Source organism: Prochlorococcus marinus str. MIT 0917 (assembly GCF_027359575.1).
GTDB lineage: Bacteria > Cyanobacteriota > Cyanobacteriia > PCC-6307 > Cyanobiaceae > Prochlorococcus_B > Prochlorococcus_B marinus_D.
On sequence record NZ_CP114784.1, the window covers coordinates 1,067,800 to 1,083,965 of the forward strand.

16 protein-coding genes and 1 tRNA gene are annotated in these 16,166 nt (G+C 33.4%); 7 read left to right on the forward strand and 10 right to left on the reverse strand.

From position 1 onward, the window contains the following. Window positions 1-70: 70 nt before the first annotated feature. A complete protein-coding gene (locus tag O5637_RS06225) occupies window positions 71-1,132 on the reverse strand; it encodes a hypothetical protein (protein WP_269603476.1) in 1,062 nt (353 codons plus the stop codon). Window positions 1,133-1,606: 474 nt separating this feature from the next. Here O5637_RS06225 and O5637_RS06230 point away from each other — a divergent pair, with 474 nt between their 5' ends. From O5637_RS06230 to O5637_RS06255, 6 genes are all read left to right on the forward strand, one after another. Beyond that, complete coding sequence (locus O5637_RS06230; protein ID WP_269603478.1) at window positions 1,607-3,226, forward strand: tetratricopeptide repeat-containing sulfotransferase family protein; 1,620 nt, start codon at window positions 1,607-1,609, stop codon at window positions 3,224-3,226. Between the two features lie 217 nt (window positions 3,227-3,443). After that, window positions 3,444-5,558 carry a tetratricopeptide repeat protein gene (locus tag O5637_RS06235; protein ID WP_269603480.1) on the forward strand — a complete coding sequence of 705 codons (2,115 nt, stop codon included), beginning with the start codon at window positions 3,444-3,446 and terminating at the stop codon, window positions 5,556-5,558. Between the two features lie 55 nt (window positions 5,559-5,613). Next, the gene (locus O5637_RS06240; protein ID WP_269603481.1) at window positions 5,614-6,204 is read left to right on the forward strand and encodes a class I SAM-dependent methyltransferase; all 591 of its coding nucleotides are present in this window, start codon (window positions 5,614-5,616) and stop codon (window positions 6,202-6,204) included. Continuing rightward, entirely contained in the window at window positions 6,201-6,608 is a 408-nt protein-coding gene (locus O5637_RS06245) for a DUF6165 family protein (protein ID WP_269603483.1), read from the forward strand. The genes O5637_RS06240 and O5637_RS06245 overlap by 4 nt, the downstream gene beginning before the upstream one ends. Before the next feature lie 408 nt (window positions 6,609-7,016). Then, window positions 7,017-8,921 carry a tetratricopeptide repeat protein gene (locus tag O5637_RS06250; protein WP_269603485.1) on the forward strand — a complete coding sequence of 635 codons (1,905 nt, stop codon included), beginning with the start codon at window positions 7,017-7,019 and terminating at the stop codon, window positions 8,919-8,921. A gap of 56 nt (window positions 8,922-8,977) precedes the next feature. Continuing rightward, complete coding sequence (locus O5637_RS06255) at window positions 8,978-9,631, forward strand: Fe2+-dependent dioxygenase (protein ID WP_269603487.1); 654 nt, start codon at window positions 8,978-8,980, stop codon at window positions 9,629-9,631. Between the two features lie 159 nt (window positions 9,632-9,790). Here the strand turns inward: O5637_RS06255 and O5637_RS06260 are convergent, their stop codons facing one another. The 5 genes from O5637_RS06260 to alr all read right to left on the reverse strand — a co-directional run bounded on the left by O5637_RS06260 (window position 9,791) and on the right by alr (window position 13,134). Continuing rightward, window positions 9,791-9,961 (reverse strand): hypothetical protein, encoded by a 171-nt coding sequence (locus tag O5637_RS06260; protein ID WP_269603489.1) that lies wholly within the window; start codon window positions 9,959-9,961, stop codon window positions 9,791-9,793. Next, window positions 9,962-10,189 (reverse strand): hypothetical protein, encoded by a 228-nt coding sequence (locus O5637_RS06265; RefSeq protein ID WP_269603490.1) that lies wholly within the window; start codon window positions 10,187-10,189, stop codon window positions 9,962-9,964. Between the two features lie 510 nt (window positions 10,190-10,699). Next, window positions 10,700-11,557 (reverse strand): hypothetical protein, encoded by an 858-nt coding sequence (locus tag O5637_RS06270; RefSeq protein ID WP_269603492.1) that lies wholly within the window; start codon window positions 11,555-11,557, stop codon window positions 10,700-10,702. Window positions 11,558-11,776: 219 nt separating this feature from the next. After that, window positions 11,777-11,865: transfer RNA gene (locus O5637_RS06275), tRNA-Ser, on the reverse strand. Between the two features lie 60 nt (window positions 11,866-11,925). Further along, entirely contained in the window at window positions 11,926-13,134 is a 1,209-nt protein-coding gene (gene alr / locus O5637_RS06280; RefSeq protein ID WP_269606929.1) for an alanine racemase, read from the reverse strand. A 73-nt stretch (window positions 13,135-13,207) separates the two neighbouring features. On the opposite strand from alr, the gene O5637_RS06285 reads away from it, so the two are divergent. After that, a complete protein-coding gene (locus O5637_RS06285; protein WP_269603494.1) occupies window positions 13,208-13,714 on the forward strand; it encodes an HNH endonuclease in 507 nt (168 codons plus the stop codon). A gap of 6 nt (window positions 13,715-13,720) precedes the next feature. On the opposite strand, the gene prfA is transcribed toward O5637_RS06285, so the two are convergent. Genes prfA through rplM form a run of 4 tightly spaced genes read right to left on the reverse strand, consistent with a single transcriptional unit; the run spans window position 13,721 to window position 16,008 of the window. Beyond that, a complete protein-coding gene (prfA, locus tag O5637_RS06290) occupies window positions 13,721-14,818 on the reverse strand; it encodes a peptide chain release factor 1 (protein ID WP_269603495.1) in 1,098 nt (365 codons plus the stop codon). Between the two features lie 35 nt (window positions 14,819-14,853). Then, on the reverse strand, window positions 14,854-15,114 hold the full coding sequence (rpmE, locus tag O5637_RS06295) for a 50S ribosomal protein L31 (RefSeq protein WP_269603497.1): 261 nt from the start codon (window positions 15,112-15,114) through the stop codon (window positions 14,854-14,856). A 37-nt stretch (window positions 15,115-15,151) separates the two neighbouring features. Continuing rightward, window positions 15,152-15,559: a 30S ribosomal protein S9 gene (gene rpsI / locus O5637_RS06300; protein WP_269603499.1), complete on the reverse strand. Its 408-nt coding sequence runs from the start codon at window positions 15,557-15,559 to the stop codon at window positions 15,152-15,154. Further along, window positions 15,556-16,008 carry a 50S ribosomal protein L13 gene (gene rplM, locus O5637_RS06305; protein WP_269603500.1) on the reverse strand — a complete coding sequence of 151 codons (453 nt, stop codon included), beginning with the start codon at window positions 16,006-16,008 and terminating at the stop codon, window positions 15,556-15,558. The genes rpsI and rplM overlap by 4 nt, the downstream gene beginning before the upstream one ends. Window positions 16,009-16,166: the final 158 nt, after the last annotated feature.

Sequence of the window (16,166 nt, forward strand, 5' to 3'; positions counted from 1 at the left end):
ATAAGATCGAAAACATAGCAGAAAGTCAGAATAAAAAAGTTGCTTTCACATAGATATTAGTGAAATTGACTTACCCAGCAATAAATACCATCGCAGAAATAAGAATAGCCGCAGCCAAAATCCCCACAGAAGCGATTGAAACGATCTTCCCAGTGTTTAAGGAGACTGATACCGTCAACAATTCAGTTCTTGAATCTCGTTTCTGTTGTGAATCAATTTGAGGTCGAGAATTAACTTTATTGCTCACTTGAGATTTTCTATCTGCTAAGGCTTTCTTCTCTGCAGCAGCTTTCTTCTCTGCAGCAGCTTTCTTCTCTGCTAAGGCTTTCTTATCTGCAGCAGCTTTCTTCTCTGCTAAGGCTTTCTTATCTGCAGCAGCTTTCTTCTCTGCTAAGGCTTTCTTATCTGCAGCAGCTTTCTTCTCTGCTAAGGCTTTCTTATCTGCAGCAGCTTTCTTCTCTGCTAAGGCTTTCTTATCTGCAGCAGCTTTCTTCTCTGCAGCAGCTTTCTTCTCTGCAGCAGCTTTCTTCTCTGCAGCAGCTTTCTTCTCTGCAGCAGCTTTCTTATCTGCTAAGGCTTTCTTATCTGCAGCAGCTTTCTTCTCTGCTAAGGCTTTCTTATCTGCAGCAGCTTTCTTATCTGCAGCAGCTTTCTTCTCTGCTAAGGCTTTCTTCTCTGCAGCAGCTTTCTTCTCTGCAGCAGCTTTCTTATCTGCTAAGGCTTTCTTATCTGCAGCAGCTTTCTTATCTGCAGCAGCTTTCTTCTCTGCAGCAGCTTTCTTATCTGCAGCAGCTTTCTTCTCTGCTAAGGCTTTCTTATCTGCAGCAGCTTTCTTATCTGCAGCAGCTTTCTTCTCTGCAGCAGCTTTCTTATCTGCAGCAGCTTTCTTATCTGCAGCAGCTTTCTTCTCTGCTAAGGCTTTCTTATCTGCAGCAGCTTTCTTATCTGCTAAGGCTTTCTTCTCTGCAGCAGCTTTCTTCTCTGCAGCAGCTTTCTTCTCTGCTAAGGCTTTCTTCTCTGCAGCAGCTTTCTTCTCTGCTAAGGCTTTCTTCTCTGCAGCAGCTTTCTTCTCTGCAGCAGCTTTCTTCTCTGCTAAGGCTTTCTTCTCTGCTTGAGCTGTTTTCGCTTGCACTTTAAATCCAAAAATTTGCCTTATTCAAGCATCCAGATCACAATGATTTTACAAATATTGGCTAGTTGCAATGAAGTAATGCAATACATTTTACTTGCATCCCTTGCATACATATAAATCACATAAAACTTTTGCAACTAAATAGAACGAAAAGTTACTACTTTACAGTGGGAGCAGAAAGAACGGCAACGGAAGGGAACGAAAGAATAAAGCAAAAATAAAAAATATTTATCTAAGCCAATAATTATAAGGAGTTAAAATATAAATTAAGAGCAACTATACTATTACCCTGAATAAATAATATAAAATAAAAGTGAATAATAGATAAACGTTTTCGACATACTGATTAAAATCTAAAAATATATTTCACACTTTATTTAATCAAAAGTAACTACTTGTAAAACTATTTCTATAAACTCAGAGCTAGTCAAGAGATAATATAGTAAAATTACAATATATTTAAAATGATCAGGTGTGGAAGAAGAAAATAATAAGAATCAGTATAAAAACAAAAAATTACACCCAATTAAAACATACCCTATTCCATTATGTTTAGAAGAAGTGAAAGAAAATGTTACTAGTTATACTAATACTCCTGACAGACCCTCGAAAGAGCAAATAATTAATCATGCAAGAAAGTTACATCAACAAGGAAATATTCCAGAAGCAACAAAATGCTATCAACAAATAATGAATCAAGGATGTAATGATCCTAGAGTGTTTTCTAATTATGGAGCAATATTAAAAAGTTTTGGGAAATTAGAAGAAGCCGAATTATCAACTCGCAAAGCAATTGAACTGAATCCTAATTACGCAAATGCTTATTCCAATCTAGGAATCATACAGAATGATCTTGGCAAATCACAAGAAGCAGAATCTTCATATCGTAAAGCAATTGAACTGAATCCTAATCTAGTAGATGCCTATTTCAATCTCTTTCTAGACTATGAAAAAACAAATAATTTACAAAAACTAAAAAAATCGATAAAAGAGTTTAATGATATAGATTGTATTGAAAATGAACTATTTCTTTTTCGCTCTAGATTAAATTTTAGGAATAAGGATTATAAAACTGCTAAAGAATTAATCAATAGTATCTCTAATGAATGGTTAGAAAAAAGCAATAACATACAAAAACTAACTTATTGGACTTACAAAGCATTTATAGAGGAAAAAATCGAAAATTATGATATTGCATACTCTTGCTTTCAAAAAAGTCAAGATCACCTACTTTATTCTAGATTAAGTAAAAATTCATACTTAAATATTATTGATTCATATAAAAAAAATATTATCAATAAAACAATCAATATTAAAAATTCAAATTATAAATTTGAAGAAACAAATATTGTATTTTTAATAGGCTTTCCCAGGTCTGGGACTACGCTATTAGATACTATACTTAGAAGCCATAAAGAGATTGAAGTAATAGAAGAAAAACCTATAATCTCAAATATTGAAACAATAATCAAAAAACAACTTAATACAAAAATTGATAATCTTTATAGTATTTCGGACGATAATATAATAATGCTAAGGAGAAAATATTTTGAAATAATGAGAGAATTTACAACAAAAGAAAGAAAGCTGATTATAGATAAATTACCATTAAATACAGTTAAACTTCCATTGATTAATCTTCTATTCCCTAATGCTAAAATAATTTTTGCGCATAGGCATCCTTATGACACGGTTTTATCATGTTTCCAACAATCTTTCGATCCAAATATAGCAATGTTACATTTCATAGATTTGAAATCCTCTTCAATAATGTATGATCAAGTTATGGGGGCATGGGATATATACAAAAACAATATTTCTCTTGATTTTATAACATCCAAATATGAACATCTTATTGAAGACTTTGATAAACATACTTTTAAAATATTAAATTTTTTAGACATTAAATGGGATGATAATATAAGAAACTACAGAAAAACAGCACTAGATAGAGGAAAAATCAATACTCCTTCATCTTCTCAAGTTGTTCAACCTTTATATAAGTCATCCATTGAGAAATGGAAAAACTATGAGAAATATTTTAAAGATTGTCACCAATACCTAGAGAAATGGGTTTCTTATTTTGATTATTAATCAACTCTCTTAAGGTTTTGCAGCCTAAAAAGAATATACATGACAAAAATCTCTAAGATCTGTTTTTATAACTGGAATCTATTATCGCATCAACTTTATCAAGAAATTAATCTTTAATCTCACTCTCGAAATTAAATCAAAATAATCTCAGGAAGAGTTTTAAATAGCAATATAATGAGTAGTAGAATCAATTAAATTAAAAAATTCTTATAAGATAATGGGATCTAGTGATAAAGAGCAAGAAAAAAGGAAATTCACTGAAGTGAAAACATTTACAGTTCCATTTAGACTAGGAAAAATTAAAGAGAATATTTCTATTTCCAATAACACTACTTCTAAGCCTGCTAAAGAAGCAATAATGAGTAAAGCATTTAAGTTTCATTCACAAGGCAATATTCCAGAAGCAGCAAAGTATTATCTATATTTTATAAATCAAGGGTTCAAAGATCACAGGGTTTTTACTAATTATGGAATCATATTGAATGATCTTGGTAAATTAAAAGAAGCAGAATTATTATACCGTAAAGCAATCGAAATTCAACCTAATTTCGCTGATGTTCATTTAAATCTGGGAAACATATTGAAAGATCTTGGCAACCTACAAGAAGCAGAGATTTCACAAAGGAAAGCACTTGAAATAAATCCTGATTTCGCAGAGGCGCATTCCAATCTGGGAAACATATTGAAAGATCTTGGCAAATTACAAGAAGCAGAAATATCCACTCGCAAAGCACTTGAAATAAATCCTGATTTCGCAGAGGCGCATTCCAATCTGGGAAACATATTGAAAGATCTTGGCAACCTACAAGAAGCAGAAATATCCACTCGCAAAGCACTTGAAATAAATCCTGATTTCGCTAAAGCTCATTACAATCTGGGAAACATATTGAAAGATCTTGGCAACCTACAAGAAGCAGAGATTTCACAAAGGAAAGCAATTGAAATCAAACCTGATTTCGCAGAGGCTCATTCTAATCTGGGAAACATATTGAAAGATCTTGGCAACCTACAAGAAGCAGAATTATCGACTCGCAAAGCGCTTGAACTGAATCCTAATTTCGCTGATGCTCATTCCAATCTAGGAAACATATTGATGGATCTTGGCAAATTACAAGAAGCAGAAATATCCACTCGCAAAGCAATTGAAATTAATCCTGATTTCGCTAAAGCTCATTACAATCTAGGAAACATATTGATGGATCTCGGCAAATTACAAGAAGCAGAAATTTCACAACGCAAAGCTATTGAAATTAATCCTAATTTTGCAGAGGCTCATTCCAATATGGGAATAATATTGAAAGATCTTGGCAAATTAAAAGAATCAAAAATAGCAACTCTCAAAGCAATTGAAATTAATCCTAATTTCGCAGAAGCATTTTTGAATCTTTCATTACTTGAACTACTTCAAGGTGACTATAAAAATGGTTTAGAGAACTATGAATTTAGATTCAAAAGAAAGAACCCTGCTATTGCTCACGGTATTACAAAACTCAAACGAATCGAGCATAAAAAATCACAAAAAGGAGAAAAGCTATTAGTCATCACTGAGCAAGGTTTAGGAGATACCCTTCAATTCATGAGATATATTCCTTACATTAGAAATCAAGGCCTAAAAATTTCTTTTTGTGCTCAAACAAAACTACATTCATTAATCAAATCCTCTGGTATTGATCAACATCCATTAACTCCAGAGGAGGCAAGCGAAGTTTCAGAGGGTCAATGGATCCCACTATTATCTTTACCTAGATATCTACAAGTAAGTCCGAATAATCCAATCATTTCAAACCCATATATCTTTTCAACTAATGAACTAAAAAAGAAATGGAAAAACATACTCTCCCAAGAAAAAAGACCAATCGTAGCTATTAATTGGCAAGGAAATCCAAATGCAGAAAAGACTGATCACATAGGGCGCTCATTACCTCTAGAAACCTTCTCTAGTCTTACGAGAAATAATAACTTCAAATTTTTATCACTACAAAAAGGATTTGGTTCAGAGCAATTCCATCATTGCTCATTTAAAAATAAGTTTGTTGAATGCCAAGCTAAAATTGATGCCACTTGGGATTTTCTGGAAAATGCTGCCATTATGGAAAACTGTGATTTAATTATTACTTCTGACACTTCAATTGCTCACCTAGCTGGAGGAATGGGTAAACCAACCTGGTTACTCCTAAATCATTTACCTGACTGGAGATGGGGACTGAAAGGGGACAATACATTTTGGTATCCATCAATGAGATTATTTCGGCAAAACGAACGACATAATTGGCAAGAAGTTATGGAAAATGTCTCAAATAAACTAAAAAAGGAAATAGAAGTAAAAACATAACAGCAGAAAATTAATAGAGTCTTATCATAAAGATATATCATGAAAAATTTAAAGAATGAATGGTCTTAAACTAAATCTTGGATGTGGTGAAAATAAAATACCAGATTATATCAATGTAGATAAGTTTGGGAGCCCAGATATAAAACATGATTTAGAATCTTTCCCTTGGCCTTGGGAGACAAATTCAGTTTCAGATATTCTATTAATACATGTTCTTGAACATCTAGGAAAAGATGTAGAAATATACTTTGGAATATTTAAAGAGATGTATCGAATATGTACTCATGGAGCAAATATTAAAATAATTGTACCTCATTTTAGACATCACTTATTCTATGATGATCCAACTCATGTAAGAGTTGTTACACCTCTAGGTTTACAACTATTTTCTCAAAAACTAAACAAGCTGTGGGTAGAAGAAGGAGTAGCAAATAGTCCACTTGGATTATATCTAGATATCGATTTTGAACTAAAGCAAACAGTTATAATGCCAAGTGAAGACTGGTTTAGATTACATCCAGATAAAAATGTTGATGTTAGATTACTCCAACAAGAGTCTAATATATATAATAATTTAATTAAACAATATGATATGTTGCTTGAAGTGATAAAAGATTGCGATATAGAATCAGGAGGAAAAGCATGAGTTCAAGAGTTAAATACCTATCTTCTATTCTCGCTCCAGTCTCTATAGGAGAACTAATAGATAAAATTACAATTTTAGAAATCAAACAAATACATATGACTGGAATAAAGCTAAAAAATATAGATAAAGAGCTAAAACTACTAAAAAATATAATTCAGGATAAGAATCTGCAAATTGATATCGATTTAATTAATAATCTCAAAGAAGTAAACAAGAGCCTTTGGGAAATAGAAGATAATATTAGGATAAAAGAGAGCAATCAAGAATTTGACAAAGAATTTATTGAATTCGCTAGATCAGTTTACAAAGAGAATGATAAGAGAGCTTCTATAAAAAAAGAAATCAACCAGAAGTATCATTCAGAGCTGGTTGAAGAAAAATCATATAATAACTATTTAACCTAAGTCTTAATCTCTTCTAAGATTAAAATCGGAAGCTTATACGCATAACGCTAAAAGGGATTGAACAGGTTTTAGAAAGAGAACCGATATTTCTCCATACAAATAACCCTAAGCGGTAATTTTATTAGAATTGTGGATTAGGTAAGCGCAGTGGGTATGGTGACATGCCACCTACTCATTTAAACTTCAGATTGTTCGAGAGAAGAGTTTTCGCAAACTTTTGATGATGGATAAAAAGACATAACTAAATTAGATAGCTTCAATCAAGTATTTAATTAGGAAACAGTTCTTTTGATCAAGCAAACAATCTTTCTTAGAACTCTATGTATTAAGTAACAATAATCCCAGAAAGAGTGTTAATAAGGATGTAGTGGCTAATAAAATGACTGAATTAGAAGTTCTTAGAAGATAGTGGTATCTAGCCATAAAGAGCAAGAAAAAAAGAAATTCACAGAAATAAAGACATTCCCAGTTCCAATTGGTCTAGGAGAAATCAAAGGAAACATCACTCTGACTTCTCATACTTCTTCTAGGTCTTATAAAGAACAAAAGATAAATCAAGCAATTCAGTTTCAAATAAAAGGAAATATTCCAGAAGCAGAAAAACTTTATCAATATTTGATTCAGCAAGGATTCAAAGATGAAAGGATTTTCTCTAACTATGGAGATATATTGAGAGATCTTGGCAAATTAGAAGAAGCAGAATTGTCATACCGCAAAGCAATTGAAATCAAACCTGATCTCGCAGATGCTTATTTACATCTAGGAAGTATATTGATATATCTTGACAACTTAAAAGAGGCAGAAGTATTCACTCGCAAAGCAATTGAAATCAAACCTGATCTCGCAGATGCTTATTTAAATCTAGGAAGTATATTGATATATCTTGACAACTTAAAAGAGGCAGAAGTATTCACTCGCAAAGCAATTGAAATTAAACCTGATCTCGCAGATGCTTATGTAAATCTAGGAAGTATATTGATATATCTTGACAACTTAAAAGAGGCAGAAGTATTCACTCGCAAAGCAATTGAAATTAAACCTGATTATGCAGAGGCGCATTGTAATCTTGGCAACATATTGAAAGATCTTGATTACTTAAAAGACGCAGTAATCTCTTACCAAAAAGCAATTGAAATTAAACCTGATTATGCAGAGGCGCATTGTAATCTTGGCAACATATTGAAAGATCTTGATTACTCAGAAAACGCAGAATTATCGACTCGTAAAGCTATTGCACTGAATCCTAATTTCGCAGAAGCGCATTTAAACCTGGGAAGCATTTTGAGCAATCTTGGTAAATTCAAAGATGCTGAATTATCAACTCGAAAAGCAATTGAGCTCAAACCTGATTACGCTGATGCTTATTACAATCTGGCGACAATATTGATAGAGATTGGCAACTTAAATCAAGCAAAAATATGTATTCGCAAATCTATCAAGCTTAATCCCAATTTCGCACAGGCTTATCAAGTACTTAGTAATATATACAGCTTAGAGAATGATTTTACTCAAGCCTGTAAAGAAATTGAACGAGCAATTAAACTTGATCCCAATAATCACTTATTTAAAGGTGAGTTAACTCGTATTAAATTTATTCAAGGTGAGTATGATGAAAAAACAACTAAAAATAATCAACTTTGGAGTGATCAAGATGATTATTTATATGAAGATAATAATACAGATATTCTCTTAGTTATTTTCGGTAGTATGGGGCGAGATAGTAAGTTAATACCATCCTTTAATTTCTATAATTTGTTTAAAAATAACAAGTCATTTGATAAACTCTTTCTAAGAGATATTGATCGTAATTACTATCTAACAGGTCTCAAAAATAGCACAAATAATTTACAGGAGACAGTTGATTTAATCAGAAAAATGAGCTCCATAAAGAAATATAAAAAGACAATATCAGTAGGAGCATCAGCTGGTGGATTCGCAGCTATTCTCTTTGGACATTTACTAAAGTTTTCAAAAGTCATAGTATTCAATCCTCAGACTGTTATTTCAAAAGAGAAGGAAACCTTAGTAAAAGACAACTTCTATACAGTAGAACTTTGTGAGAAATTAAGAAATCTACATTCATCAGATACTTTATATCAAAAATGCTTAAACCTTAAGAATTTAATTCCGTTTAAAACCAAAGTAGAAATACATTACTCTAACCTTTCAAAAATCGACAAGAATCACGCAAAATTCGTAGAACATGAAAACTGTAAATTAATTAAACATAATTCATCTAGCCATTTATTAGCACTTCAACTTAGAGACTCAGAAGATCTGGAAGATATAATAGTAAAAAGTCTGACAATCTAAAAGTCCTTGATTAAAATTAATCTTGATCTAAAATTTAATGACTATGAATAAATTTCATGCTTTATCTTGCTCATAAATTACTTAATGAGGGACAAGTTAAAGATTTAAGAAAAAGTTTAATGCTCTCAACTGAATGGGTAGATGGAAAAAATTCAGCCAGAGGTTCTAAAGTTAAAAAAAATATACAATTAAATTTAGGAGAAACATATAATAAATTATCAAAAGAAATAATTGAAATTATCGATAAGGATGAATTAAGTAATAACTTTTCTTTCCCTTCTAAGATATTTAATATTTTATTTACAAGAACGGGAGAAGGTATGTTTTATGGACCTCACGTAGACGTTGCTTTCACTCCTAAAGGTCGTAGAGATTTATCTTTTACCATTTTCTTAAATCAACCCACAGATTATGAGGGAGGAGAACTAATACTTTATATAACTCCAGAAAAGAAGCAAATCAAAATGAATCCAGGAGAAATGATTATATATCCTACTAAATATCTTCATGAAGTAAAAACCGTTACTCAGGGAGAGCGAATGGTTTGTGTTGGGTGGATAGAAAGTCAAATACCAAGAGATGATGATAGAGAATCCCTTTATTTAATGAACCAAGGTATGTCATCAATAACAAACGAATATGGTCATTCAGCTGCTACACAAAATCTAAAAATTAGTTTCAACAACATTTATAAACGTTTCATGAACTAAATTAGTACGAATTGCGAATTAGGAATTTTTCCTGATGCGCACCGTCTATGGAATTGATTAGAAAAGGAAAAGCAGAACAACTCCTCACACATAGTTCTGTAAATGAAGAGAGGGACTCAAGCTCGCTGAAGCAGCAGGGTCCCTTTCTTAATGCAAAAATCAAGGTTTCCAATGCTCATCCCATTCATCCTGAAGTTCTTTCTGCGATAAAGAGTTGTAGAAACCTCTCCACTTCTTTTCTGAATTTGCGTCAGTTGCACTCAATGACACCATTAGATCTATTGCTTCTTCTTTGGTAAAGGATTTGCCTTGATTTGATTTGAATATCACTTACGAAGCAATCTCCTCCCAAGGATCACGTGAAGATAGTTCCTTGAATGGTATCAATTTAAAATCACCTCTCCTGATACCACTACAGATCAATCCATCTGGATGTTCTCTCTTAAATATTTCAACTGCATCTTCTTTTCGTTCTGATGGAATAGTGACTTTATAAATCACATCACCTGAATCACGAATCTTATAAACAAAAATCCAATCATATTCTTTACTATCCATAATCAGTTCATGCTGACTAACTTTGTTTTAACTCACTTTGGTCTGATGAACCAATTACACAAATGGAAACAGGTGTTTTCTCTCATGTTCCAATGATTTTGTTTGATTAGAAATGGGTTGAAGTTCTAGCACTTGTCTTCCCGTAGGTCAGGGAAGTGGTTAGTTAAAGGGAATCGTATTGTTCACACGGATACACAAGTGCTGAACTTAAATTAAAGGGGGCAACCAAAATCTTGCCCCCTTCTTTAATGGAAGAAATCAAGAACGGAGAGGGAGTGATTCAGAATAAGCGGAAAAAGAACGGGATAGAACGGGTTGGGAAGAGATAAGGAGGGGAGAGCGATTAAATCCCCCTCCAAAGAAAAATCTTAATTAAAAACATATATATATTCTTCATTGAAAAATATTCTCTATACTAATAACTCTTATTTCTAATAATTATTAGAACAATTTAGCAATGTAAAATCTGTATTTATTTTTTATTCTAATAATATATATTTATACTAATCTTCAGGAAATAATAGAAGACACAAGCTTAGGACTTATTGGCCAATGATGTTTTGCTCTCAGCAAATAATTTGGTTCCATATAAATATCATTGATTGATTCTGGTACATCTTTAAAAAGATCTCTATATTGATTCTTTACAAAAAAAGCATTTGATCCTGTTGAGGGATTACAAGCACACAAGAAGTACTCATGACTTTTAAACAAATCTACAAAAGATGCTAATGAAGCCCCAAAATAACTATCTCCCTGCCATTGATGTTTTTCATTATAGGTCATTTCCCATCTAATCTGTGGAGGAAAAATAGCATTATATTCAACAATAAAAACATCAGGATTAGCTTTTAAATTTAGGATTGAGCTAGCTATTTCATAATCATTGCCATCAAGATCTATTGATATTAAATTGTGATGATCAATCTTATTTTCTAGTAATGATTTTTCATATATATTTTTGATATTTTCCTTAGAAATAAATATTTTCTGAAACTTCAGTCTATCTGAAATAGTGTGATCAAAAGAGAGTTCTTCTCCACCAAACCATGAGCCTTCCCACCCCATGGCTAATAAGATTAATGTATTATTTTCACAACCTGTACCTACTCCAAGTTCTAAAAATGTATTTTTCTTTTTCTTACCTTTAATTATACGTTTATTAATTTCAATCGTCAGTCCATCTTCATCTGTCTGAGAAAAATGATGCCGAGCATAATTCTTAGCAAAATCATTCTTACATTGTAAGATTCTTTGATAATGATTATCTTTTTCTAAGATAGAATCTATCCTATCTAATGTTTGCTGTTGATAATTTAAATACTTTGCGTATTGTTGAATTAAATTATTAAGTTGCGACTCATCCATGCTTTTTTCTGAATCCTCTAAATCTAGAAGGTAAACAATTTATTTTATCATCAGAAATTCAAATCCCACATATTATCCATCACAAATCCCCCTCCACATTTCCGATCTCTATGGCACACTAAGGGAACGCTTGAAACTCTTTATCTCTCTAAACCTTTACTACTACTGTATTTTTAATCTGTTTAGAACTCCTTGAAACTCTCTTACTCCAAATAAGAACGGAGAGGGAGGGATTCGAACCCTCGACAGAAGTTACCTCCTGTAACTCCTTAGCAGGGAGCCGCTTTCAACCACTCAGCCACCTCTCCATTACAAATACCTTATCAAGTAAAAGCTCAAAAATATTAGATTGTGCTCCTCTACAAATTTTAAGTGACAACTCGAGGAAGACGATTTCTAAAACTACAAAGAACTTCCCATGGAATTGATCCAGACAAATCACACCAATTTTGGGGTGAAATAGAAACTTCGCCATCAGTACCAAGAAGGGTTAAAACTTGACCTGTTTTAATATCTGGTTTATCAGTTATATCAAAAACCATTTGATCCATTGCAATTGCACCTACTTGGGGCACCAAAAACCCATCTATTGAGGCTGATATTTTTCCAGAAAGATTTCTGCTGACGCCATCTGCATAGCCAATAGCAACTACAGCAAGCTTACTTTTCCTTTGAGTTTTAAAAAAATGTCCGTATCCCACTCCTGTATCCTTTTCTACCTCCCTAACCAAAGTAACTCTAGCCTTAACTTTCAATGCCGGGTCAAGTCTCAAATCAGATTCAAAATCATTTAAAGGGTAGTAACCATACAAGCTAAGTCCAACTCGAACCATATCAAAATGAAGACGACGATCTGAAAGTGTCCCAGCTGAATTTGCTAAATGTTTGCATAAAAGCTTATTTCTTTTACCCAAATCCTTTAAAACCTTCTCAAATCTATTTAATTGAATCTGAGTAAAACTTTGGTTCATATTGCTTTCTAGATCTTTATCAGCCATTGCTAAATGACTATATATGCCTTTTAAGGATATGTTTTCTAAATAATCAATTTTAGAAATTAATTCTTCTACCTCATTGCATTGACAGCCAAGTCTCGTCATACCCGTATCCACTTTTAAGTGAATAACAAATTTTTTATGCTTATTTTCAGCAATGTTATTACAAATTATCGCCTCACGAATTCCACTTATTGTAGGTATCAGGTCCCAGCAAAAGGAATAATAGAGTTCTTCTGCATTTATTAAATTTCCAAGAATTAATATCTGACACTTCAAGCCAGCATTTCTTAATTGAATTCCTTCTTCTAAAGTTGCCACTCCAAGACTATCAGCCCCTCCCAGTAAAGCTGCATTTGCAACAGTCTCTGCACCATGTCCATATCCATCAGCTTTCACAACTGCCATTAGTAAACATTCTGGGCCAATAAAGTTTTTCAAGACTCTTGAATTATTTTCAATAACTTTCGAATCGACCTCAACCCATGCACGGCTACGAGGATCAGGATTCATTACATTTTCATTTTTCCCACTAAAAGTGATAGACCTTCCACTGTTATTGATCTTTGACATACTCTGAATACAATCAATGTAATAAGGGAAACTGCAAGAAGGCTGTAATACCACTAGCATGCCGCTTAATTAGCTTGCTTGCATGGGTCAAGTTCTTGTTTTGAATGCGTCCTATGAGCCATTGAACATCACTTCATGGCGTCGCGCGACTGTTTTAATGCTTAAAGGCAAGGCTGAGAGTCTTGAAGAGGATATTTCACACAATATTAGGCAAGATGTAAAAGCTCCAACGGTAATAAGATTAAGACAATTTATTAGAGTGCCATATCGTGATATTCCTCTATCTAGAAAAAACATATTTCAAAGAGATAATAACTGTTGTCAATATTGTGGCCAGAAAAATAAAAAACTTTCAATTGATCATGTTTTACCACGCAGTAGAGGAGGAACTGACAATTGGGAAAATGTGATTACGGCATGTCTTCAATGCAACGTAATGAAAGGCAATAGAACCCCTGAAGAAGCAAAGATGCCTTTAAAAACGAAACCTTATAAACCTTTAAATAACATGAGTTTTGAAACCACAAAACAAATCCATTCTGGTCGTCATAAAGAATGGAGTAAATACGTGATTGGATGGGTAGCTTAGTTTCTTTTACTCTTCTGATTGATTACTAAGCTCTTCCATTTGCCTTTTTTGTTCTTCTGCGATACAAGCGCCAATAACATCTTCTAATTGACCTGCCAGAACTTGTTCAAGGGGAAAATTAATTCCTAATCTATGATCAGTCGTTCGATTATCTTTGTAGTTATAAGTCCGTATCTTTTCACTTCTATCTCCTGTGCCAACCTGAGACAATCTAGCTGATCTTTCTTTTGCATTAGCTTCTGCAATTTCTAGTTCTAATAATTTAGCTCTTAAAATTTCCATTGCTCTTTCTCTATTTTGTAATTGAGAACGTTCCTGTGTACAAAAAACTCTTATACCTGAGGGCTTATGAAATAAATCAATAGCTGTTTCTACTTTATTTACATTTTGCCCACCAGCACCACCTGATCTTGCCGTACTTATTTCTAAGTCAGTAGATTCTATTTTTACCTCCACCGGGTCAGCTTCTGGCATTACAGCAACAGTTGCAGTAGAAGTATGAACTCGTCCTTGGGATTCAGTTGATGGAACTCTTTGAACTCTATGAACACCTGCTTCAAATTTTAATTGGCTATAAACAGATTCTCCTTTGACTGAGATAATCATTTCACGAAAGCCACCCATATCAGCTTCGGTTGAACTTATGGGCTTTACATTCCAACCAAGTTTTTGTCCATATCTCTCATACATTCTTGCTAAGTCACCAGCCCATAAACAAGCTTCATTTCCTCCTGCTCCAGCTCTTATTTCAAGCATTACACTTTTTTCATCTCTTGGATCTTTGGGTAAAAGAGCCAAAGTCAATTTATGAATTAATTCATTTTTTGAAAGTTCCAGATTCTCAAGTTCTTCTCTAGCAAGAAGTTCCATCTCTTTATCTTCTCTACTTGCTTTTACTAAATCTTTAGCCTCTACAAACTCTCTTTCTATAGTTTGGAGTTTTGCATAATCATTGACCAATGGCTCTAAACGTGATCGTTCTCTAGCAATTTTCTCAAGCTGTTTGGGATCAGATGCAACATCTGGATCAGCCAGCTGCAACTCCAAGTTTTGAAAACTACTTTTAGCTGTTTCTAATCGTTTTATTAGGGTTGAAGAATCCATTCTTTGTATTCCCTAATTTTTTAGATCAACTTCTATCAAATTTCTTTTTGTTCTTTTTTAGATTTATCTTTTTCATCAGTTGAGTCAGATGAAGCCATACCATATTTTTTCATGAATCTATCCACTCTTCCTTCCGTATCTAAAATTTTCTGGGTACCTGTAAAGAAAGGATGGTTTCCACTCCAAACATCAACTTGAATTTCAGGCTGCGTAGAACCTGTTGTCATAACAACTTCTCCATTACAAATAACTTTTGCTTCTGGATACCAAGTTGGATGTATATCTGATTTAGGCATAGTAAAAAAAGAGCAAGATTTAAGGTGAAAAGTAAAATTATCTCTTAGAGAATTGTGGAGCCTTACGAGCTTTTTTGAGACCATATTTACGCCTCTCTTTTGCTCTAGGATCTCGACTAAGATGACCCTCTACTTTCAAGGGCTTACGGTTATCAAGTGACAATTCACATAAAGCCCTAGCAGCTCCCTGCTTTATGGCATCTGACTGACCAGTCAAACCTCCGCCATATACATTCACTAAAACATCATATGATTCACTCAAGCCTAGAGTTTTTAGAGGAGCTTTAACAGCAGATATATATGCTGGATTAAAATTCAAATAATGGTTCCCTGGGCGACCATTTATTATTATTTCACCTTTTCCAGGGGTTAACCTTACTCTGGCGACGGAGGTCTTTCGTCTACCAGTTCCCCAGTAGACTACTTTGTTTGTGGAACTATTCATTTCGAAACAGGTTCAGAATTTAAATTGAGAATTTTAGGTTCTTGAGCTGAATGAGGGTGATCAGAGCCTTTATACACTTTGAGTTTAGTAAATAACTGCCTTCCTAATCTTGTATGAGGCAACATTCCTTTAATTGCCTTCTCAACTATTCTCTCTGGAATTCTGGATTGAAGAGCCTTAAAGGTTTCAACTTTCATTCCTCCAGGACGTCCAGAGTGCCTGCGATAAAGTTTTTGATCAGATTTTTTACCGGTCACTTTGATCTTTTCTGCATTCACAACAACGACAAAATCACCAGTATCCAAATGAGGAGTGAAATTTGGCTTTGTTTTACCCCTAAGTAGACTAGCAACTTCAGTTGCTAGTCTACCTAGAGTCTGATTCTCTGCATCAACCAGAAACCACTGGCGATCTATTGAATCCGGTGATGGAACGGATGTCTTGTTCATTTTTCCTGAACACCTTTAACACTGAATAAGCAGTATCGTTTTGATAATGCTGTTTATGGAAGTTATCAAGTCAAAAAATTGATCTGATGCTTCAGAAAAAGGATTCTACACTTTCATGGCTTAAAACTGGCTTTTTTTTTTGTATAAAATTTAAATTG

Bases quoted from the DNA above. Each gene is read 5' to 3' on its own strand.
- O5637_RS06245 (WP_269603483.1), top strand. From the start codon at position 6,201: ATGAGTTCAAGAGTTAAATACCTATCTTCTATTCTCGCTCCAGTCTCT.
- O5637_RS06235 (WP_269603480.1), top strand. From the start codon at position 3,444: ATGGGATCTAGTGATAAAGAGCAAGAAAAAAGGAAATTCACTGAAGTG.
- rpmE (WP_269603497.1), bottom strand. From the start codon at position 15,114: ATGCCTAAATCAGATATACATCCAACTTGGTATCCAGAAGCAAAAGTT.
- O5637_RS06270 (WP_269603492.1), bottom strand. From the start codon at position 11,557: ATGGATGAGTCGCAACTTAATAATTTAATTCAACAATACGCAAAGTAT.
- rplM (WP_269603500.1), bottom strand. From the start codon at position 16,008: ATGAACAAGACATCCGTTCCATCACCGGATTCAATAGATCGCCAGTGG.
- O5637_RS06285 (WP_269603494.1), top strand. From the start codon at position 13,208: ATGGGTCAAGTTCTTGTTTTGAATGCGTCCTATGAGCCATTGAACATC.
- O5637_RS06255 (WP_269603487.1), top strand. From the start codon at position 8,978: ATGCTTTATCTTGCTCATAAATTACTTAATGAGGGACAAGTTAAAGAT.
- O5637_RS06265 (WP_269603490.1), bottom strand. From the start codon at position 10,189: ATGGATAGTAAAGAATATGATTGGATTTTTGTTTATAAGATTCGTGAT.
- O5637_RS06240 (WP_269603481.1), top strand. From the start codon at position 5,614: ATGAATGGTCTTAAACTAAATCTTGGATGTGGTGAAAATAAAATACCA.
- prfA (WP_269603495.1), bottom strand. From the start codon at position 14,818: ATGGATTCTTCAACCCTAATAAAACGATTAGAAACAGCTAAAAGTAGT.
- rpsI (WP_269603499.1), bottom strand. From the start codon at position 15,559: ATGAATAGTTCCACAAACAAAGTAGTCTACTGGGGAACTGGTAGACGA.